This window comes from Paenibacillus hamazuiensis (assembly GCF_023276405.1).
Lineage (GTDB): Bacteria > Bacillota > Bacilli > Paenibacillales > NBRC-103111 > Paenibacillus_AF > Paenibacillus_AF hamazuiensis.
Genome location: NZ_JALRMO010000001.1, coordinates 4,787,549 through 4,806,522 on the forward strand (window position 1 = coordinate 4,787,549; position 18,974 = coordinate 4,806,522).

Below are 18,974 nucleotides of genomic sequence, written 5' to 3' on the forward strand. Positions count from 1 at the left end.
ATCCCGGCCGCCATATTCTCCGCTCGCCTTCACCGGCACCCCGGCCGCCGTACTCCCCGCTCGCCTTCGCCGGCAATCGTTCACCCCGCGCCGTTCATCCTCAAACGCTTTCCCGCGGAACAAGCCTGGCCGGTACCCACAGCTTCTCCTTATCCTCAAGCGGTCGCTTCGCCTCGATGTAGTCGATCACGCGCGCGGCCGCGGCCCGCCCCATTTCGCGATAGGGCACCTCAACCGCGGTGAGCGCCGGTACGAGGTGGTCATTGACGCTTTCCGTGTTGTCCGCGGCCATCACGCGCACGTCTTCGCCGATCCGCCAGCCGAGCTTATAGGCAGCGCGGTAAACGCTCACGGCGCCGCGCGACCAGTTCGCCAGCACGGCGGCCGGCTTCGGCTGCGCTTCCAGCCAGCGCACCCACTCGTCAGCCGCCTCCGGCCACGGCCGGTCCCGGCGCCATTCGATGCGGGCCTCGAAGCCGCGCGCCTCGGTCCATTCGCGGTACGCCCGCAGCCGCTCGCGGTCCCCCCAATTCGGAGCAGGGCTCGCACCTGTATAGATAGCCACGTAGACGGGCGGCGCCAACGTTCGCGATTGCAAATAATCAAGCGCCATATGCACGCTCTGCCGGTAATCCATCAGCACCGAGGCGATGCCGGGAGCTTCGGGAAAACCTTCGACCGAAACGAACGGAACCTTATGGTCGGCCAGCTCCCTTTCCCATTCCTCATCGGAGAACCCCGTCGGATCCTTCGTCACAATGCCGTCGATGCGCCGCTGCATGTACAGCCCAATCAGCTTGGAGCGGTCCTTGACGCCGCACAGCAGCACGTGATAACCCGCCTCTTCGCAAGCCTCCTGCAGCCCTTCCAGCATCTGCGCAAACAGCGGATTGCTCAGGTCGCCGTATGCCCCGATGCAGCCGCTGCGGCCCGTCCGCATCGCTTTGGCCTGAGCGTCGACCTTGTAGTTCAGCTCCTCGATCGCCTGCAGCACGGCGCGCCGCTTTTCCTCGCTGACGCCGATGCCCGGCGTGCCGTTGAGCACGGCCGAAACGATGCTGCGCGATACGCCGGCGCGTTTCGCGACGTCGAAGCTGGTCACTCTTTTTGTCATGGCATCACCTTCTCACCGAGAATATAACACGTGTTATAAAGCGCTGTCAACGCAAAATCGTCTGCCCCGTCGTACGGCACAAGAAGCGCTGTTTCCGCAGCCTCGGCCCCTATAACTTCTCTCCCGCCTGCGAAATATGGTATAGTAACGTCAAGTTAAATATTTACGAATGCATCGCAAAGGAGGATGGCAGCTTGGGCGTCAAATTCGGCAGGGAGTATTCGGAAATCGTGGATGAGCTGTCCGCGGCGATCGTGCAGATCGGCGGCGTATACACATTCTTCGAAATGGAAGCGGACGATTGGCAGGCGATGGGCAAGGACGAGCAGCGGGAATGCATCCGCACGATGGCGGACGATTTGTTTTACGGGCTCGGCGCAGATCCGGTAATGGACATCGGTACCGGCTCCGTCAGCTACGACAAGAACAAGCATATTCTGAAGGTGAACGACGGAGAAGGTACGGTTACCGTCATCCGGTTAACATAGACGACTCCCGCAATGGTCAAAACGGTCGGGCTTATCGCGCTGCTTCTTCTGTATCCGCTTTTTCTGAAATGGATCCATATCCACGACCTGCGCGTCGTTCCGCTTGTCGTTCCGTATGCGATGGGATGCATTTGCGTGGTCATTATTTTGGACGGGCTGGCCGGTGCCGTTCGCAAGCTGCTGCGGAAATAACAACCGCCCCGGTTACCCATAAAGCCGCACGTACTTTTCTTAACGACAAAAAGCCGTACCCGCCGGGTTGCGGCTTTTTTGCATGTCAAGATCACGTTCAAATAAAATTCAAATTTTTGCCTGATCACCCTATTTACGATCGCTCTCCACCGTGCTATATTTTCATAAAGATATATTTCGTATGCGAAATTTTGTCCATTGAATATTTTCCGTACGAAATGATAAACAAAAAAAGGTGGAGATCGTATGAGAAAAAAGAAACCATGGGTGGCCGCAATTGTTTCAGCAGCGCTGTTATTTAACGGTGGGCTTGCATTAACTCCGAAAGCGTATGCCGATGACGACGGGCCGGTGTTCACCAAAGTAAAAGCACCGCTCGACACGAAGCTTTTCATTTCCGATTGGATGAAGGGGATCGCGACAAAAACGTATGCCTTAACCGTCGATAAGGAATACATCGACTTTCAGGATGCGCTCTCAGCCGGGCAAAGCTTGGCCGACGCTTCCGGCATCGGCACCTCCGAGCTAAACGAAAAGCTGAGAATGCTGGCGCAAAACGATATTAATCAAGCTTTGCAAAGTTACACTTTAACGGGCGAACAATTGGAGAAGCTTCGCTCGGAGCTTTATGCCGATATCCAAACTGCCGTTTCCACTCCGGGATACGCTAAAACGTCGATGAAGGGCAGCTTTGATTTCAATACATTGCTTCAAAATCGGCTTGCCGAAGTGAAATCCGTTGCCGTCGGCTTGTCGCAGGAGGAAACCGCCGATATCGAAACCAGGCTGGAAGCAGGAGAATCGCTGGCCGGCGCCGCCCGCGTGAACGAGAGCGACTTGGTCAATGTGCTGGTAACACCGCTGCTGCAAAGTATCGGAGACGCGGTAGCTACCGGACTGATCAGCAAGGAAGAGGGCGACAAGCTGAGCGATCGGGCCGCCTCCTCCATTAAATCGGCCGTTACGTCTCCCGACAAAACTCAGGCTACGACGTCTTCCGATTCCGCTTCCTCGGCTTGGCTGAAAAACCATCTCCAATCATTGGTCAGCGACGCTTACACCGTAGCCACCAAGGACGATCTGATCTATCCGGAGATGAAGGAAGCTTATGAGGCCGGCGCCTCACTCGCCCAGTTGACCGGACTGTCCGATTCCGAGCTTGTTTCCCGCATTGTGAAGCTGTGGGAGAACGATCTTGCCGATCTGCCGGAAAACACGCGCAGCGACGCGCTGCAGCAGGCGGCGAAAGCCGTCGCGGAAGCGGTACGGTCCGGAAAATAACCCGCCCCAATATCCCCGGCCTTGCCGGTACCGGCTTGGAGTACCGGGAAAAGGAAAGCTCTCGCGAAGCAATGTTCGCGAGAGCTTTATTAATTCCTACGGAAAGGTCCTTATCCGTTACTTTTTCTTGTTTTTCGCGTATGCCTCTTCGTACTCTTTAATCATCGCGTCGCCGCCGGACTTCTGCCACTTGGCAACGGCTTCGGCCCAGCCTTTATCGTCGATTTTACCGGCAATATAGGCCGTTTCGGCGTCCCAAATCATGATGTCGAGCTCGCGTCCGCGTTCGGAATACGTTTTGGAGGTGAGGTTCAGGGCCGGGTTGGCGATCGCATATTTAAGACCTTCCGGCTCCATTTTGTATCCCTTCATCGCAAGCGGCGTATCTTTCAGTGGCGGCACTTTGTACGTTTCGAAGTTGAGCAGGTTGTCGCGGTACGGCTTCACCTCTTTGTTAAATGCCGTCAGATCGATCCATTCCACGGTGCCGTCGCTGTTTTTCTTATGGTGCTTGCCTTCAAAACCGCGTTTTTGCAGCGTGGACATCGGTTCGTCCATCATTTTATCGAGGAAGTTCAAATATTTTTTGAGCTCGTCTTCCGTTTTGACGCTCGCTTTCGGGAAAACGAACATCCCGTTGTTTCCGGCCTGGCCGCTGATGCGGATGCCTTGCGGTCCTTCCCAATGCGCAATGTCCAGCTGAGCGGTCGGAACTACCTTTACGATGCGGTCCTGAATGTTCGCCGCGTTGGTCGCAACGCCGTTGATTTTGATGCCGACCGTTCCGGCCTCGAACTTCTGATCCATATCGGTCGTCTCCAGAGCCGGGAAGTCCTGGTTGATCAGCTTCTCGGCATACAGACGGCGGAACAGCTTCATCACGTCCATGAACTGCGGCGTCATAAATGTAGGAGTGAATTTGCCGCTGCTGTCCACACCCCATTCGTTAAAGCCTCCTTGCGCCACCGCCATCCGGGTTAAAACGGAGTTGCCCCCTTGGTTGAACTTTTTGTCCAGCATGATGCCGAACGTATCGTTTTTGCCGTTTTTATCGGGATCGTTCAAGGTTAAAGCTTTGATCGTATTGTACCATTCATCCAACGTTTTGGGCATTTTGAGGCCCATGGCGTCCATCCAATCCTTGCGGAACACGATGGCCGGGCGACCGATTTCCCTGTACAGCGGCACGCCGTACAGCTTGCCCCCTATTGTGATGTTATCGTAATACTGCTGGTTTTGCGCCGCCAGGTTCGGGTAATTTTTAATGAGCGGCCCGACTTCCCAAAACAGTCCGTCCTGAGCGCTGGCGATGATGTTCGGCAAATACCTGACCACCATGATTTTCGGCAGCTCGCCCGAAGCGATCATCACGTTGATTTTCTCGTCGTAGTTATTGCTCGGAGCCCATTGAATGTTCAGTTTCGTATTCGTATACTTCTCGATCTCCTGCTCGACCGGGTTGCCCTTGGCCGGAACTTCACCCACCTGGGGGACGACCATCGATATTTCCAAAGGTTTGTTGTCCTCGGCCTTGCCTCCTTGCGAAGAGCCCCCTGCCGCCGGCTTTCCGCTGTCCGGTCCGCCGCATCCGGCGATAACGCCCGTCGCCATTATGATCGTTCCCAAGCTTCCCATCCATCGTTTCTGGTTCATGCTAACTCCCCTTTCGCTTTTTCAAAGGAATGCATCTGCCTGTCAGCTCGTGTGTCAATAGATCATCGGGTTTAATGAAGCGCTTACAATTTATTTGTAACCGATTTCAGAAGAACAATCTATATACCGAATGCAACGTTTATGCATTTCAGGTTAAGCTGCGCATACTTGCTGCGATTTTAGCCGACGGTTCGGAGCAGATCTGGAACGGTTTTTTGGGGATGACGATCGGAAGAAGGTTAATTTTTGCATATCAAATTTGATATATCAGGTTAAATGTGTACGATGTCGGCGAAATATGGGAGTTCCGGATTTATTCAAATCTTGTGCAGTCTCAATTTTACCTTGTATCTATGATTTTTCAAATAGAATAGTTGGGATTTGCGCCAAAAGTAAAATTCTATCTGATTTTTCATACAAATTATCAGATCCCTCCGTGCGGGGAGAAATGTTTATACGATTTTTCATATAGATTTCACCGATTTACTGTCTTAAGGGAACTTCTATTCGATTTTTCATACAGAATCCGGACATCCCGTATCGATCTCCCCGCACCGGCCGCGGTTTCTAATGGAACTGCCGATAATCCTGCGGCCGGGCGGTCGAAGCTACGGGCGGAAACCGTAGCGGTCAGCCGCGCTTTGATACAACCAGCATTTTGCGACATGCTCGGCGGTATCCTCATCCAGCCAGCCGGCTTGGATTTTTTCGCTCAAAAATTCGCCGAGCAGCCGTTTGACAAGCAAAATTTTGCCGAAGCTCCATTCGATGCACCGGGCGTCGGACGCGATCAGCGAGCTTTTGATGCCGGGCAGCGCCTCCAGCCTATACTGCATGCAGTCCCGATATGTGCTTGCGCGGAAATTGTACCACCACAAGCCCCCGACGTGGACATGCGGGTGATTCCATGCAGCCTGGACGACGTCCAGATTGTTGATCTCCGACGCGACGACAAGCTCGAACGGGCACGTATACTTTTCGAACAGCCCCGTCAGCTTGAGAATTCTCGCCGGATCGTTAGCCGGAACCGCTGTCGATCCCCACGACCGCTCCACGCCCAAAAAAAGCTGCACGAAGAGCCCGTTCCGCTCCGCTTCCCCGCAAATCGCGTGAAGCAGCATCATAAGAATTTGATCCCGGCTCGATTCGGCCGAGAGCGTGTACGATTCGTGAGCGCTCGCTTCATAGCGGGGCAGCGTCGTCATGATGCCGGGGCAGCCCTGCAGTTTATAGGATTGCAGCAGTTCGCCGATGACCCGCTTCGTCTCCTCCATGGCGGCATGCGGTTCCGCCGATTGGTGGATGGCCGCCACCCATCCGTTCAGCCTGCCGTCGATTCGCGGAATGAGCAGCGCATCCTGACGCATCCCGTGAAATTCCGCGTGCTCCGGAACATTGACGACGAACCCGCGGATGTTCAGCTTGTCCGCCACCAACTGTGCCCAGCCGGATTGCGCCGATGAGGCGCGGACCGCTTCGTCGGCTTCCCGCACCGAATTTTCGTCGCGAATGTCGATGCCGTAGAGCTGCTTGAATATGTTCGTAAATACCCAGTTCATCAGCGTATTTCGGGATGCCCGGTGCGCTTCCAGGAAGGCGGCGATCCTCATCTTTTCCGGCAGCTCCGCGGCATCGGCCGGATATCCTCCCGCCTCAAGCTCCCGGAACAACCAGAAATAGTGGGCGATCTCCCAAAAGTCACGGGCGGGCAGCCGGTCGCCCACCAAATGCGTATGAGTGTCGAGTACGTCCATCTGCATCGTTTTTTCCACGAATGCTTTGTGATCTGCCATGCCTTCCACACCTTTCCGGATTATGATCAGCTTTAAGCGACGATTTCTTCCAGAATAAACCGTTTGCCCTTTCAAGCGGTATGCGCTAATTTGTGATCGACCTTCGTTTTTTTACGGAGCTTCCGTTCTGAAGGCGGAGGGGAAGATGGACGGGAACAAATCCCTCAAAAAATGAAGTGAACCTTTGCAGCCTGTTCCTGGTACTTTTAGGGGGACCCCGGTTATCCACAAAAATCAGCCATGCATAATTTCCTAAGCTCCTAAGAACAAAAAAAAGTGCGCCCCCTGTCTTCATGACGTAAGGGACGCTCCATCTTTACCGCTGAGCCTGCAGCTCCAGCTCCTTCTTTGCAAGCACCAAAGCGCCGCTGAGGCCGGCATTGTCGCCGAGGCCCGGCGGAACGATATAATCGTCGATGCCGCCGGCGAGCTCCGGCTTTTGCACATATCCGTTCAGCATGCGCGAAACCTGCTCGCGGACGGCCGGAAACAGCTGCGCCTGCTTCATGACGCCGCCGCCCAGGATGACCTTTTGCGGGCACAGCATCAAAACGGCGTTAACGACCGCCTGGGCCAAATAATAAGCCTCGAACTCCCATACCTTGGCGTTGTCCTGAAGCTCGAAACCTTTCTTGCCCCACCGTTTTTCAATCGCGGGACCTGCGGCCATGCCTTCCAAACAATCGTTATGAAACGGACAGTTTCCTGCAAAATGGTCCTCTTCGTGGCGGCGGACCAAAATATGTCCCATCTCCGGATGCAGCAAACCGTGCAGCAGGCGCTCCTCTACAATGGCCCCGGCGCCGATGCCGGTTCCGATCGTCATATACATGCAGCTGCTCAGCCCTTTGGCCGCCCCCCATTCCGCTTCGCCGAGCGCTGCGGCGTTCACGTCCGTATCGAAGCCGACAGGCACATTGACGTGTTTTTGCAGCTCCGCCAAAATCGGATAGTTGCCCCAATGCGGCTTCGGGGTCGTCGTGATGTAGCCGTACGTCGGGCTTGATCTGTGCAAATCGACCGGCCCGAACGAGCCGATGCCGATGGCTTCCACAGCCTTGTCCCGGAAAAATGCGGCGACCTGCCCCATCGTTTCCTCCGGGGTCGTCGTCGGAAACGACACGCGTTCGAAAATCTCTCCGTGCTCGCTGCCGATCCCGCAGACGAACTTGGTTCCCCCCGCTTCAATAGCACCCAACAACATCGATGAATCCTCCTCGTTTCTGCTAATGCATAATAACATGGCAATATGTATAAGCATAGCGGAACGGGCGGAGAACATCAATCTCCTTCATGCATATTATCGGGCCGAAAACGTAGCCAGTCCGATGCGCGAATCGGCCATGCCGTAATAAAGCCGCCAGACGCCGCGGTAAAAAACGAGCCCTTCGGCAAAAACGACGTCGTCGATTTGGCCTTTCTTCTCCGAGGCCGTGCTTGGAGCGAAAACGGGGCGTTCCGTCCGCCTGAGCAGCTTCGCGGGATCGTCGTAGGAAAACAGCGCCTGCCCTACGCTGTAATACAGCAGGTTGCGCCGTTTTCCGCGCAGCAGCCGCTTGGCCCCGTTGTACACCAGCAGGATGCCTTCCTCGGTCAAAATCGGCGCCGGGCCCGGCTCGATCAGCTCGCTGTCGAAAGCTTCCGGATCGGGGCTGCGCCGCATAACCGGCTCCGGCTGCGGCTCCCAGCGCACCCCGTCGTCGGAATAAGCGATCCAGATGTCCGTATCGCCGAAATACATCACCATCCGGCCGCCCAGCCGCATGGGCACAATGGCCCCGGACTTGCTCCATTCGCAGCGCTCGCCCGGGTTCCAGCCGGGCAGCATCAGCCCCTTTTTCTCCCAATTCTCCAGATCGCGCGATGTCGCCAGGCAAAGGCGGGCTGTTTCCCCGTCAAAAGCGGTGTATGTCATATAATAGGTGCCTTCCAGCCAAGTGACGCGCGGATCCTCGCAGCCTCCCGGCTGCTCGTGCGCTTCGGTCGGCATCAGCACCGGATCCTTCAGCCGCTCGAAGCGGACGCCGTCCTCGCTGCGGGCAAGCCCGATGCGCGACGTGCCGTGCCAGGAGCCCGCCCCGGTCCGGTCTTCGGCACGATACAGCAAATACACCGCTCCGTCCTTGACCACAGCCGCCGGATTAAATACGTCCTTCGCTTCCCACGACTCGCCTTGGGGCTCCAAAATCGGGTTTTTGCGGTATTTGCGGAAAGGTCCCAGCGGAAAATTAACGGGATAGCGAATCATGTTCCGGTCACCGCTTTTACCACGACTAGTCCTCCCTCGTTTCATATTTTCGAACGCGAACGCAGATAGCTTCCGTCAACAAAAAAGACAAAGTGGATTCCGCACCCTGATTGCGATTAGGTCCGCTTGGCGTCAAGCCGTCGCAGCAGGCCCCTTCGCCCGGATCGGCGAGCGGAACGCCGGCGTCATTGCGGCCGTAAAACCAGGCGCGGCACGCCTCCACCGCATCGCGGTAAACGCTTCGGCGCAGCAGCCGGTAGCCTTCCGCCGCCGCCAGCGCAAGCTTCATGACGTCAAGCGGCTGCTGGTCCCACTGGCTGCACGCCTCCCGCGTGCACCAGCCGTCGTTGCCGACAGGGCGGAGCCAACCTTGCGGGGCCGTCATGCGCTCGATCAGGAAAGCGAGGCTTTCCTCGGCAGCAACGAGAGTATCCCGGTTGCCGGTCACGTCGTAGGCATGGAACAGCGACCACGGCAGAAGGCCGTTGCCGTAGCTCATGATCGGCTCGAACCAGCGCCACGAGCGGTCTGCGTACGTCCGGTACAGCGACAGCAGACGGCTCTCCAGATCGGTGATCAGCTGAAAAGGCACCTGTCCGCCGCTAAGATACAAGCGGCTGCAGGCGGACAGCGCATATGCCCAGCCGCGCGGCGAACGCATGCCGCGGACGATGCGCAGCGCTTTGCCGAGCATCGCTTCCGCTGCGAGGCCGCGCTGTCCGGCACCTCCCGGATAGGCGAGGTGCGTCAGGGCAAGCGCCCAGACCGCGCGGCCAAGGCAGTCGTCGGAATGTTCCTCCTCCTCCGGGGTCCGGTCGTAACGGAAGTTGTTGTGAAAACTTCCGTCCTCCCGCTGCGCCCACAGCAAAAACGCCAAATACGTATCGGCCAGCTCCTGAAGCCCCTCCTTCTCCGCTATTTCGGGCGCCAGCTCCAGCCACTCCAGGCACAGCCAAAGCGCCCGCGCATTATCGTCGGTCGTGTAGCCCTCCCGCCGGCGGGGGATGCTGCCAAGGCTGTGCTCCAGCAGGCCGGTGTCGTCCGTCATTCGCCGCAAATGGCGGAAGCTCGGGGCAGTGCCTCCGCCTGAACCGGTATCGCCGGACCAGGCGGTTCGGCTGTTCCACAGCGCGGGAGTGTCAAGCTGCTCTTGCCGGCGCTCCTTTTCGCCACGAACTGCCGGTATGGCGGTCAAAACCTGCGGTTCCTCATGCACTCCCGTGTTCTCTCGTTCATCAAGAACTTCGGGAACAACCGGGCAGCACCGATTTTCCTTCCGCACTTCGCTTGCCGAACCGCCGCGGGCCTGCAGGACGACGGAAAAGTTCCGCCGAGCCCCCTTGTACGCCTGCCCGCTCATCCTTTCACCGCCTGACGGTCCATAGCGGCTTCCCGGATCAGCTCCTTAAACAGCCGCCAATGCTGCAGGCCGACGTGCGGCCAGTGCATATCCGCGCCGATGCGCGCCATACGGCGCTCCCACCGCTGAAGCGCCATCCGGTCGGACAGCAGCGCCGTCAGCTTGCGCTCCCAAGCAGCCACGTCGAGCGCCGGCACGAGAAGCTCCTCGTAGCCGCGCAGCAAATCCTGCGCATACACATACGGCGTGCTGAGCACCGGGCGGCCGAGGCCGACGGCGTAAGCGAGCGTCCCCGACGTGATTTGCTGCAGGCCCGGGTACGGCGTCACGTACAAATCGCAGGCGGTCAGACAGGCGACAAGCTCCTGTTCGTCCATGTAGCGGTCGATCATTTCCACATGCCCGGCAAGACCGAGCTCGGCAACCAATGCCCGAAGCTCCTCCCGGTATGACTCTCCCTCAGTTTTCCTCACCTCGGGATGCGTTTGCCCGACGATCGCATACAGCGTCTCGGGCACTTCCCGAACGACGGCGGGAAGCGCGCGCAGCACCGTCTCAAGCCCCTTGCCCCGGCTGAGCAGACCGAAGCTCATCACAACCTTGCGGCCGGTCCAACCGAGCTCGTCACGCACCGCATGTCGCTTTCCGAGCACCGGAACTGGCGTTCCGTGCGGGATGAAGCGCACCTTCTCCTCCGGTACGGCAAAGCTGTCCGCGACGTAACGGATCGCCTCCCGGCTCATCACCAAAATCCGGTCGCTGCGGTCCGCGATTTGCTGCTGGATGGAGCGGTACGGCTCCTGCGGATGCTCGAACACGGTGTGGAATGTCGTCACCACCGGCTTTTTCAGCCGCTCCAGAAAATCGAGCACATACGCCCCCGCCTGGCCGCCGAAAATGCCGAATTCATGCTGCAGCGACACCAGCGCCACATCGCTGGCGTTGATCTTGTCGGCAGCCTTGCGGTACGAAAGCCGCTCTTCCTTGACCAGCGGCCAAATCGCCGCATCGTATCCCGCATCCAGCTCGCTGCGGTCCGATACCGCAAGAACGGGATCGATGCCCTTCCAGCCCTTGGCCGCCCTTACGCTTTGCCTCAGGTGATGAGTGTATGTCGCGATGCCGCATCTTTTCGGCACATACGTTCCCAAATAGGCGATTCGATTCATACGCGTCCCACCTCCGGCATCCGGTTCATGACCGCCTCATACAAAATGTGGCGGGAACCGATCTCCAAATCGTACCCGAAAATACAATGGTTCAGCTGCGCCGCATGCGATACCTTGCAGCGGTCCCATAAAATCGTCTGCGCGCATCGAACGCCGCGGCCCAGCTCGCAATCGTCCCCGATGACGGCGTAAGGGCCGATGATGCTGCGCTCACCAATGCGGACACGGTCGCCGATAAGCACCGGCGGCACGAACAAGACGCCAGCGCCAACGCTTGTATGCTCTCCTAGCCATATGCCTTTTCCCTGCTCCTTTCCTTGAACCCGAAGGTTCAGCTTGCGGTCCAGCAAATCCCAGTGCACCTTGCGGTAACGCTCGCGCGTTCCCATGTCCATCCAGTAGCCGCGGACCGGGGTTCCGTATACGCCGTGATCTTGTTCGATCAGCAGCGGGAACGTCTCGCGTTCGATCGACACTTCCCGTCCCTGCGGAATGTGCCGCAGCACTTCTCTCTCCATCAAATAAATGCCGGCGTTAATCCGGTTGGACGGCGCCTCACCCGGAGCCGGTTTCTCTACAAAACGCAGAATGCGACCGTCCGGAGTCTGTTCGACGACCCCGTAATGGGAAGGATCGTCGACCTCGGTCAGCCCGATCGTCACCGCTCCTCCGTGCATCAGATGAGCCTCCAGCAGCGGAGCGACGGCGGGCTGATGAATAATATCGGCGTTGATGACGAGGAAGCGGTCGCCGAGCAGCGGCTCGGCATTTTTGATCGCCCCCGCCGTACCGAGCAGCGTCGTCTCGACGGCATATTCGATGCGCACGCCAAGGCGGCCGCCGTCCCCGAAATGATCGCGGATCAGGTCGGGATAATGTTTAACCGCAATAACGAATTCCCGAATCCCCTGCTCCTTCAGATGCAGCACCAAATGCTCCAGCCACGGGCGGTTGCCGACGGGCGCCATCGGTTTCGGCATCCCTTCGGTGAGAGGCCTCATCCTCGTTCCCAAACCTCCGGCTAGCAACAGAGCTTTCATGAACAAATCCCTCCGATCCGTTAGAATGAAAAAAGAGAAGACCGCCCGTTTATCCTGTGCATCTTTTTACGGGTCATGTTCAAACAAAGCCATGATCAGCAAAAAAACCAGATAAAGTTGCGTCTTCTCTTTTTTGTAATAGATTTATAATTGCCACCGATACTTTCCTTTTCTTCAGGCGGCATCATGCCTCTTCTTTCATTCGGCTTATATGTCTTATCTATAATAAACCGAGGTTTTCTCCAGCAGCTCGCTCACGATGTCAAGCGCTCTCTTCAGCCCTTCTTCCTTGCCGAGCAAAAACTGCGATTCGGCCGCGCTGGCCGCCGTCCTTCCGGCGATCTCCGCCGTTTCCTCCTCCAGCAGCTTGCGCAGCACGGAAAGCTGGAGCCGGCCGAGCTCGCGGTCCATCGTGAGCTGCTGCTCCTTCTCCCCTTGCCGCCACAGCGATTCCTCCACCATTTTATCGAGATCGTCGGCCATAAAATGGCGTGCGGAAGCAATCGCTTTGGCATACGCCTCCGACCCGCTGACCACCGCGCACAGCGGGTGTCCGGCGTGAATGCGGAGGAAGCGGACCAACACCTCGTCGTTGTTCGTTTTTTCGTTATAAAGCAGGGAATACTCGCCTTCAAACCTCCGCTCCCGGTCGTCGTAACTTCCGAGGGACGTGTATTCGTCACACGCCTCGCAGATCAGCAGAAATTCCCGCATGGCCCGCGCTCCTTTCAGAGAGCAGGTTAATCTTCATAATCCGGTGCCGGCGCCGGCTTCTTGGCCTTCTCCGGCTTGTCGCTGATCGCCGCTTCGGTCGTCAGGAACATCGCCGCAACGGAAGCGGCATTTTGCAGCGCGGAGCGGGTCACCTTCGCCGGATCGACGATGCCGGCGCCGATCATGTCGACCCATTCGCCGGTCGCCGCATTGAAACCGCGTCCTGCCGGCTCGCGCTTCAACTGCTCGACGATGACCGAGCCTTCCCAGCCGGCATTTGCCGCGATTTGGCGCAGCGGCTCCTCCAGCGCCCGCTTTACGATGTTCACGCCGACCTGCTCGTCGCCTTGCAGGCGGATCGCTTCGACCGCCTTGATCGCGTTCACCAGGGCGGTTCCTCCTCCGGCGACGATGCCTTCGAGGGCGGCGGCACGGGTCGAGTTCAGCGCATCTTCAATGCGCAGCTTCTTCTCCTTCAGCTCGGTTTCGGTAGCCGCTCCGACCTGGATGACGGCTACGCCGCCGGACAATTTGGCAAGGCGCTCCTCCAGCTTTTCCCGGTCGTAATCCGACGTCGTCTCCTCGATCTGCTTGCGGATCGCCTGCATGCGCCCTTCGATATCGCTCTTGCTGCCGGCTCCTCCGGTAATGATCGTCTCCTCCTTGCGGATGATGACGCGCTCCGCTCTTCCGAGCTGCTCGAGCTTCGTCTGATCGATCTTCAGCCCCAGCTCCTCGCTGATCAGCTGCGCTCCCGTGAGCACGGCAATGTCCTGCAGCATCGCTTTGCGGCGGTCGCCGAAGCCGGGCGCCTTCACGGCCACGACATTCATCGTGCCGCGCAGCTTGTTGACGACGAGCGTGGCGAGCGCGTCGCCTTCGACATCTTCGGCGATAATCAGTAGCGGCTTGCCGCTTTTCACGACGCTTTCCAGAACGGGCAGCATCTCTTTAACATTCGATACCTTCTTATCCGTAATAAACAAATAAGGCTGCTCGAGCACCGCTTCCATCTTCTCTTTGTCCGTCACCATATAAGGCGATATGTAGCCGCGGTCGAACTGCATCCCTTCCACGAGCTTCAGCTCCGTCTGGAAGCCTTTGGACTCCTCGATCGTGATGACGCCGTCTTTTCCGACCTTGTCCATCGCCTCGGCGATCAGTTCGCCGACGGATTCGTCCGCCGCCGATATCGTAGCGACCTGGGCGATCGACGACTTGCCTTCAATCGGCTTCGCAATGCTGCGGATTTCCTCTACGGCGGCGCGCACCGCCTTTTCGATGCCGACTCTCACGGCCATCGGATTGGCGCCGGCCGTCACGTTTTTGAGTCCTTCGCGAATCATCGCCTGGGCAAGCACGGTTGCCGTCGTCGTGCCGTCACCCGCCACGTCGTTTGTTTTTGTCGCCACTTCCTTGACGAGCTGCGCACCCATGTTTTCATAGTAATCCTCAAGCTCGATCTCCTTGGCGATGGTCACCCCATCGTTCGTAATCAGCGGGGAGCCGAACTTTTTGCCGAGCACCACGTTGCGCCCTTTCGGACCGAGCGTTACCTTGACCGCATCGGCCAGCGTGTCCACCCCCCGCAGCATCGCTCTTCTTGCTTCTTCGCTAAAACGAATTTGTTTTGCCATACGTGCGTTCTCCTCCTCGTTCTCCGAATTACTGCGCTATGGCGAGAATATCCGATTCCTTCAAAATCAAATATTCCTTATTTTCAAGCTTGACCTCGGTACCCGCATATTTGCTGTAAAGAATGATGTCTCCTTCCCTCACTTCGGGAGCGACCCGCTTTCCGTTCTCTTGCCGGCCTGCCCCGACAGCCACCACTTTGCCGCGGGTGGGCTTCTCCTTTGCTGTGTCGGGAAGCACGATGCCGCCGGATGTTGTTTCTTCCTGAGGCAATTTTTCGATAATGACTCGATCGCTTAACGGCTTCAGCATGGAATGAACCCTCCTGTCAAATTGTATTAGCACTCGTCACTAACGACTGCTAATACTAATATAAAAACGATGCCCGCCCTTTTTCAAGAGTCATTATTTTCGAATTTTCCGAATTACCCCCAAAGAATGCCATTTTTCCTGTATTATCGTGCGAAATCTCAATTTTTTTCCGTTTTTGACCTACACTAGGCTTGTGTGCACAAAGACAATCAAATGAATCGGTTTAGCCTATATGGGAAAAATATCCTGAGGAAAGGAGGTTATCCGAATGTCACGTAAAGAAGAGCAGCAAGACCGGCAAAGGGAGGAAGAGACCATGTCATTCCACGACAGCTGCGCCGACGCCGGTTTGGGGCAAGTGGACGTTCCGGCCGACGCCATCGCCGATAAAGAGGAGTACGTCGACGAGCCGTAGTGATTCGCATCCGTGTAACCCGGCAGACTTTTCCTTGACGGCTTCGATCAAAATCGCCTTCACCGTGCCTGACCGGCCGGTGGACGGCGTTTTTTTGCGTTAAGGAGAAGACGGTCCTGCTGCCGAAACCGGAAGCAACCCGCGGATTGCGTCGATCCCGAAAACGCTGTGTCTCCGCCCATTTTCCCGTAACCGCGCGGGTTTGCCGCACCAAGTTTGCAGCGTTCTCATATTATATTTTTGACTGTATCCCTACACCTTGTAACATACAAAACCCGGGCAAGGAGGGGTGACACCATTGAAGGGCAGCGATCATAAAAGCAAATTTCTACTAACGAACCGTGAACGCGAGGTCTTTGAACTGTTGGTCCAAGACAAAACCACTAAGGATATTGCACAGCAATTATTTATCAGCGAAAAGACTGTGCGTAACCATATCTCCAACGTCATGCAAAAGCTCAACGTCAAAGGCCGTTCTCAGGCTGTTGTAGAGCTGATAAAGCTCGGGGAGCTTCAAATCTGAGGCGTTTCACCGCAAATCAAACAAAGCCTTCTTTCTTGCGCTGTTCGCATGAGCCGCGCGGGAGGGGGTTTTTTGTTTTTACCCGCGAAATCGTCAGGAATTTGATTCCATATACTTGGAAATAATAAATAATGCACTTTAAACTTTTGGAGGAATATATGGCAATAACCGTGCTTGTCATCACGATAGTTGTTCTGATGCTCTTAACTTATAAAATGCCGAAGAAACTTCCTCCGTTGTGCTTGTACGCAGCAGCCTTATTCGCCGTTTGCTTCGACACTCTCATTGATTTCAGTTTGAATTTACAATTGGGGCTTTTTGGTTATTTCAGTAAAGGCATTGATATTCCGGGTTATTTCGTTATTTACATCATCTACCCGCTTGTAAACATCACTTTTATCAATTTCTTTCCGTTTGATAAAGGAGTCTCGAAGCAAACTCTCTATATCATAGCGTGGTCACTTTTGGCATTGGGATATGAGTGGCTTAGTTTGCAGGTTGGCATACTCTATTATAATCAATGGAGTATTTGGTATTCTGCAATTGCCTACCCTGTTTGCCTGCTCATAAGTGCAGGAAACCAAAGGCTTGTCCGTTATTTTGAAATGAAATCCTTAAGCGGTCGTCAACAATAAGACGGTGATTTCTGAATTCCGAATTCGTGCAGATATAGAGCTGACAAAACTCGAGGAACTCCAAATCCGAGGCGAATCCAAGGAGTACACTGGATGCGCTTGGTAAACAATGATGGGTACGAGGGGACTTGAGGGGACATGCCTTATCCGCTCTTAGGGGGGCTCAAGACGATGGTCTTGGCTTTTTTTATTTTGGCAAATGCAACCGTTATCTCCTTATTCGTGAAATTCACAAAGAAAAACCTGCATATTCTGGAAATTGCCATGTACTGGTTCAGCATCACGATTCTCGTTCAAAATTACACAGCCCCGTTCGTTATGAACCTTAAATATTTGGTGATCCAAGACATATTAAGCTTGGAATTGTCGCATCTCATTAACCGCACGGTTCTCTATCCGTATCTTTGCATCATATTTCTGAACAGGTATGTCATTTTGAAAACGGCCGGAGCCAAACTGGTCTTGCTGGCGTTCTTCGTCTTTTTGCTGAGCGGTATGGAATGGCTTGAGGATTGGTTGGGGATCTGCGTCCATGTGCATTGGAAAGTTTGGTGGACCTTTTTTTGCTGGAGCATCATCCTGCTGATCTCCGTTGGCGTTATGAAATTTTTCCGCAAACACCTGAAAAAGGGGCTTTACACCGATGAACTTTACAATGAGTTGGAATGAATGGTATGTCGTTTTGATGGCGACGGTCAGTACATCGTTTTTTTTAATTATCCGAAAGCATTTTCCGTTTTCCGCGAGAATCCTGATATGGATATTTACCGTCAATTTCGTAGAGTTATTCGATTATGCCATTGCGGCGACTCCGTTTCAGCTGTATTATTGCGGAGACAATACGTCTTACGAAATTTCCACGGGAGTGCTTCAGTGTTTCATCTATCCTCCTTATGCTTTTGTTTTTCTGTACTTTTACGATAAATGGAACATCCGCGGGACCAAGCTGCTTTATTATATCATCGGTTGGACCCTATTTTCCGTTTTATTTGAATGGACTTTTGTGTTAAGCGGCGTGTTCAACTATATCTCATGGAAGTTGTATTATTCGGTTCCCATATATCCGGTATCCCATCTTTTGCTGCTTGCTCTTTATCGCTTCATCCAGAAGCATCTTCATACGCCGATGCCGAGTAACGGGTCGCCGGCCGGGTAAACGGCAGGACATAATGTCCGTATCCAAAAGTACATTTTTTAATACAACGGATTCACCTTCAAAAGATACGGATAATGAAACTGGAGTAAGTCCATTCTCTATGACCTCCACATGTTCTCTGCTTGTATGGATAATGTACAATTCACGTCTTTGAAATGTTGGTCCAAGACAAGGATTGCGTAACCATATCTCCAACGTCATGTAAAAGCTAAAGCACCAGACCTACTCCGCTCTGCTCGTCTTCCCCGTCGACTCCCTGACCAGCAGCTCCGCTTCCATCAAAAGCGATTCCCCGGGCTTGCCGTCGAGCATGCCAAGCAGACGTTCCACCGCCACGGGGGCCATAAGGCTTCGCGGATAGTCCATTACGGTTAGAGCCGGCGCGGTTTGAGAGGACATGAGGATGTTCTCGCACCCGGCGACAGCCAGCTGCTCCGGAACGCGAAGATCTTGCTGCCTGCAGGCGGCCAAAGCTCCGACGGCCATCAAATCGTTTGCGCAGACAAGCGCGGTATAAGGTAGCGCATGGGGCGAAGACAGCCGTTCGAGCATCGCGGCATAGCCGGTCTCGTAGGTGCCTTGGGCGTAGATGAGCTGCCGGAGCGGATCGAATTCCAGCCCTTCCCGGCGCACGGCCCGAATAAAAGCGCCGCATCGGTAGGCATGGTGATGAGACGGGCTTTCGCTCCCCATAAAACCGATGCGGTTGTGGCCCCCCTCCTTTAAGTGGCGGACCAGCTTCATGAATGCCGCGGTCCAGTCGATATCCAGGGCGGGGACGGCCGCGTTGGAAGCAACCGGGGTGGTGACCGAGACGATCGGCACGCCGAGAGCGGAAAAATGCGATACCGTAGACCTCTTCAGGTTTTGCCCGAGCAAAATAATGCCGTCCGCCCTGCGGGTCAGCAGCGCTTTCAGCTCCTCTTCCAACTGCTCCGCATACGTCTGCACGAAAAGAAAATATCCCGCTTCCCGGGCGCGCCGCTCAAGCCCCAGCAAAATGCCGGACTCGAACGGATTGCCCAAATGATTTACAAGCACCGCAAGCTGCTGCGACCGCTTTGTCTTCAGGCTGCGGGCTATCGGGTTCGGCTGATAGCCAAGCTCCTTCGCCGCTTGCAGCACCTTTTGCCGCGTGCTTTCCTTCACGATCTGCCGGCCGCCGAACACGTAGGAGACGACCGCCACCGATACGCCGGCGCGCTCCGCCACTTCTTTTCTGGTCACCATACGATTCCCTCGGTCT

Annotated in this window: 20 protein-coding genes; 8 read left to right on the plus strand and 12 right to left on the minus strand. The window is 55.7% G+C overall.

What is annotated here, in order from left to right; genetic code table 11:
* Nucleotides 1-100 precede the first annotated feature (100 nt).
* On the minus strand, nucleotides 101-1,114 hold the full coding sequence (locus MYS68_RS20570) for a LacI family DNA-binding transcriptional regulator (protein WP_248927646.1): 1,014 nt from the start codon (nucleotides 1,112-1,114) through the stop codon (nucleotides 101-103).
* A 194-nt stretch (nucleotides 1,115-1,308) separates the two neighbouring features.
* Here MYS68_RS20570 and MYS68_RS20575 point away from each other — a divergent pair, with 194 nt between their 5' ends.
* From MYS68_RS20575 to MYS68_RS20585, 3 genes are all read left to right on the plus strand, one after another.
* The gene (locus MYS68_RS20575; RefSeq protein ID WP_248927647.1) at nucleotides 1,309-1,602 is read left to right on the plus strand and encodes a hypothetical protein; all 294 of its coding nucleotides are present in this window, start codon (nucleotides 1,309-1,311) and stop codon (nucleotides 1,600-1,602) included.
* A 12-nt stretch (nucleotides 1,603-1,614) separates the two neighbouring features.
* The gene (locus MYS68_RS20580) at nucleotides 1,615-1,794 is read left to right on the plus strand and encodes a hypothetical protein (protein WP_248927648.1); all 180 of its coding nucleotides are present in this window, start codon (nucleotides 1,615-1,617) and stop codon (nucleotides 1,792-1,794) included.
* A 246-nt stretch (nucleotides 1,795-2,040) separates the two neighbouring features.
* On the plus strand, nucleotides 2,041-3,075 hold the full coding sequence (locus MYS68_RS20585; protein WP_248927649.1) for a hypothetical protein: 1,035 nt from the start codon (nucleotides 2,041-2,043) through the stop codon (nucleotides 3,073-3,075).
* A 117-nt stretch (nucleotides 3,076-3,192) separates the two neighbouring features.
* On the opposite strand, the gene MYS68_RS20590 is transcribed toward MYS68_RS20585, so the two are convergent.
* The 10 genes from MYS68_RS20590 to groES all read right to left on the minus strand — a co-directional run bounded on the left by MYS68_RS20590 (nucleotide 3,193) and on the right by groES (nucleotide 14,999).
* A complete protein-coding gene (locus MYS68_RS20590; protein ID WP_248927650.1) occupies nucleotides 3,193-4,728 on the minus strand; it encodes an extracellular solute-binding protein in 1,536 nt (511 codons plus the stop codon).
* A 608-nt stretch (nucleotides 4,729-5,336) separates the two neighbouring features.
* Entirely contained in the window at nucleotides 5,337-6,521 is a 1,185-nt protein-coding gene (locus MYS68_RS20595) for a glucuronate isomerase (protein WP_248927651.1), read from the minus strand.
* A 316-nt stretch (nucleotides 6,522-6,837) separates the two neighbouring features.
* Nucleotides 6,838-7,725 (minus strand): ROK family protein, encoded by an 888-nt coding sequence (locus MYS68_RS20600; protein ID WP_275983499.1) that lies wholly within the window; start codon nucleotides 7,723-7,725, stop codon nucleotides 6,838-6,840.
* A 96-nt stretch (nucleotides 7,726-7,821) separates the two neighbouring features.
* The gene (locus MYS68_RS20605) at nucleotides 7,822-8,769 is read right to left on the minus strand and encodes a glycoside hydrolase family 130 protein (protein ID WP_248927652.1); all 948 of its coding nucleotides are present in this window, start codon (nucleotides 8,767-8,769) and stop codon (nucleotides 7,822-7,824) included.
* Between the two features lie 25 nt (nucleotides 8,770-8,794).
* The gene (locus MYS68_RS20610) at nucleotides 8,795-10,129 is read right to left on the minus strand and encodes a glycosyl transferase (RefSeq protein WP_248927653.1); all 1,335 of its coding nucleotides are present in this window, start codon (nucleotides 10,127-10,129) and stop codon (nucleotides 8,795-8,797) included.
* On the minus strand, nucleotides 10,126-11,298 hold the full coding sequence (locus tag MYS68_RS20615) for a glycosyltransferase family 4 protein (protein ID WP_248927654.1): 1,173 nt from the start codon (nucleotides 11,296-11,298) through the stop codon (nucleotides 10,126-10,128). The genes MYS68_RS20610 and MYS68_RS20615 overlap by 4 nt, the downstream gene beginning before the upstream one ends.
* Nucleotides 11,295-12,338 (minus strand): nucleotidyltransferase family protein, encoded by a 1,044-nt coding sequence (locus MYS68_RS20620; protein WP_248927655.1) that lies wholly within the window; start codon nucleotides 12,336-12,338, stop codon nucleotides 11,295-11,297. The genes MYS68_RS20615 and MYS68_RS20620 overlap by 4 nt, the downstream gene beginning before the upstream one ends.
* A gap of 216 nt (nucleotides 12,339-12,554) precedes the next feature.
* Complete coding sequence (locus tag MYS68_RS20625) at nucleotides 12,555-13,052, minus strand: hypothetical protein (RefSeq protein WP_248927656.1); 498 nt, start codon at nucleotides 13,050-13,052, stop codon at nucleotides 12,555-12,557.
* Between the two features lie 26 nt (nucleotides 13,053-13,078).
* Nucleotides 13,079-14,689, minus strand: coding sequence for a chaperonin GroEL (groL, locus tag MYS68_RS20630; RefSeq protein ID WP_248927657.1), 1,611 nt, complete (start codon nucleotides 14,687-14,689; stop codon nucleotides 13,079-13,081).
* 28 nt (nucleotides 14,690-14,717) lie between these two features.
* The gene (groES, locus tag MYS68_RS20635; protein WP_248927658.1) at nucleotides 14,718-14,999 is read right to left on the minus strand and encodes a co-chaperone GroES; all 282 of its coding nucleotides are present in this window, start codon (nucleotides 14,997-14,999) and stop codon (nucleotides 14,718-14,720) included.
* Nucleotides 15,000-15,267: 268 nt separating this feature from the next.
* Between groES and MYS68_RS20640 the strand changes: the two genes are divergently transcribed.
* The 5 genes from MYS68_RS20640 (at nucleotide 15,268) to MYS68_RS20660 (ending at nucleotide 17,728) form a co-directional block, all read left to right on the plus strand.
* Entirely contained in the window at nucleotides 15,268-15,414 is a 147-nt protein-coding gene (locus MYS68_RS20640; RefSeq protein WP_248927659.1) for a hypothetical protein, read from the plus strand.
* Nucleotides 15,415-15,712: 298 nt separating this feature from the next.
* Nucleotides 15,713-15,937, plus strand: a complete 225-nt coding sequence (locus tag MYS68_RS20645; protein WP_010493958.1) for a helix-turn-helix domain-containing protein — start codon at nucleotides 15,713-15,715, stop codon at nucleotides 15,935-15,937.
* Nucleotides 15,938-16,095: 158 nt separating this feature from the next.
* The gene (locus tag MYS68_RS20650) at nucleotides 16,096-16,572 is read left to right on the plus strand and encodes a CBO0543 family protein (RefSeq protein ID WP_248927660.1); all 477 of its coding nucleotides are present in this window, start codon (nucleotides 16,096-16,098) and stop codon (nucleotides 16,570-16,572) included.
* Nucleotides 16,573-16,743: 171 nt separating this feature from the next.
* Complete coding sequence (locus tag MYS68_RS20655) at nucleotides 16,744-17,241, plus strand: hypothetical protein (RefSeq protein ID WP_248927661.1); 498 nt, start codon at nucleotides 16,744-16,746, stop codon at nucleotides 17,239-17,241.
* Entirely contained in the window at nucleotides 17,216-17,728 is a 513-nt protein-coding gene (locus MYS68_RS20660) for a hypothetical protein (RefSeq protein WP_248927662.1), read from the plus strand. Before MYS68_RS20655 ends, MYS68_RS20660 begins: the two co-directional genes overlap by 26 nt.
* A 222-nt stretch (nucleotides 17,729-17,950) precedes the next feature.
* On the opposite strand, the gene MYS68_RS20665 is transcribed toward MYS68_RS20660, so the two are convergent.
* Nucleotides 17,951-18,958 carry a LacI family DNA-binding transcriptional regulator gene (locus MYS68_RS20665; RefSeq protein ID WP_248927663.1) on the minus strand — a complete coding sequence of 336 codons (1,008 nt, stop codon included), beginning with the start codon at nucleotides 18,956-18,958 and terminating at the stop codon, nucleotides 17,951-17,953.
* Nucleotides 18,959-18,974: the final 16 nt, after the last annotated feature.

Coding starts and splice junctions, on each gene's coding strand:
- MYS68_RS20585 (WP_248927649.1), top strand. CDS start 2,041: ATGAGAAAAAAGAAACCATGGGTGGCCGCAATTGTTTCAGCAGCGCTG.
- groES (WP_248927658.1), bottom strand. CDS start 14,999: ATGCTGAAGCCGTTAAGCGATCGAGTCATTATCGAAAAATTGCCTCAG.
- MYS68_RS20615 (WP_248927654.1), bottom strand. CDS start 11,298: ATGAATCGAATCGCCTATTTGGGAACGTATGTGCCGAAAAGATGCGGC.
- MYS68_RS20650 (WP_248927660.1), top strand. CDS start 16,096: ATGGCAATAACCGTGCTTGTCATCACGATAGTTGTTCTGATGCTCTTA.
- MYS68_RS20620 (WP_248927655.1), bottom strand. CDS start 12,338: ATGAAAGCTCTGTTGCTAGCCGGAGGTTTGGGAACGAGGATGAGGCCT.
- MYS68_RS20655 (WP_248927661.1), top strand. CDS start 16,744: ATGGTCTTGGCTTTTTTTATTTTGGCAAATGCAACCGTTATCTCCTTA.
- MYS68_RS20600 (WP_275983499.1), bottom strand. CDS start 7,725: ATGTTGTTGGGTGCTATTGAAGCGGGGGGAACCAAGTTCGTCTGCGGG.
- MYS68_RS20580 (WP_248927648.1), top strand. CDS start 1,615: ATGGTCAAAACGGTCGGGCTTATCGCGCTGCTTCTTCTGTATCCGCTT.
- MYS68_RS20660 (WP_248927662.1), top strand. CDS start 17,216: ATGAACTTTACAATGAGTTGGAATGAATGGTATGTCGTTTTGATGGCG.
- MYS68_RS20625 (WP_248927656.1), bottom strand. CDS start 13,052: ATGCGGGAATTTCTGCTGATCTGCGAGGCGTGTGACGAATACACGTCC.
- MYS68_RS20610 (WP_248927653.1), bottom strand. CDS start 10,129: ATGAGCGGGCAGGCGTACAAGGGGGCTCGGCGGAACTTTTCCGTCGTC.
- MYS68_RS20640 (WP_248927659.1), top strand. CDS start 15,268: ATGTCACGTAAAGAAGAGCAGCAAGACCGGCAAAGGGAGGAAGAGACC.
- MYS68_RS20590 (WP_248927650.1), bottom strand. CDS start 4,728: ATGAACCAGAAACGATGGATGGGAAGCTTGGGAACGATCATAATGGCG.
- MYS68_RS20570 (WP_248927646.1), bottom strand. CDS start 1,114: ATGACAAAAAGAGTGACCAGCTTCGACGTCGCGAAACGCGCCGGCGTA.
- MYS68_RS20665 (WP_248927663.1), bottom strand. CDS start 18,958: ATGGTGACCAGAAAAGAAGTGGCGGAGCGCGCCGGCGTATCGGTGGCG.
- MYS68_RS20595 (WP_248927651.1), bottom strand. CDS start 6,521: ATGGCAGATCACAAAGCATTCGTGGAAAAAACGATGCAGATGGACGTA.
- MYS68_RS20605 (WP_248927652.1), bottom strand. CDS start 8,769: ATGATTCGCTATCCCGTTAATTTTCCGCTGGGACCTTTCCGCAAATAC.
- groL (WP_248927657.1), bottom strand. CDS start 14,689: ATGGCAAAACAAATTCGTTTTAGCGAAGAAGCAAGAAGAGCGATGCTG.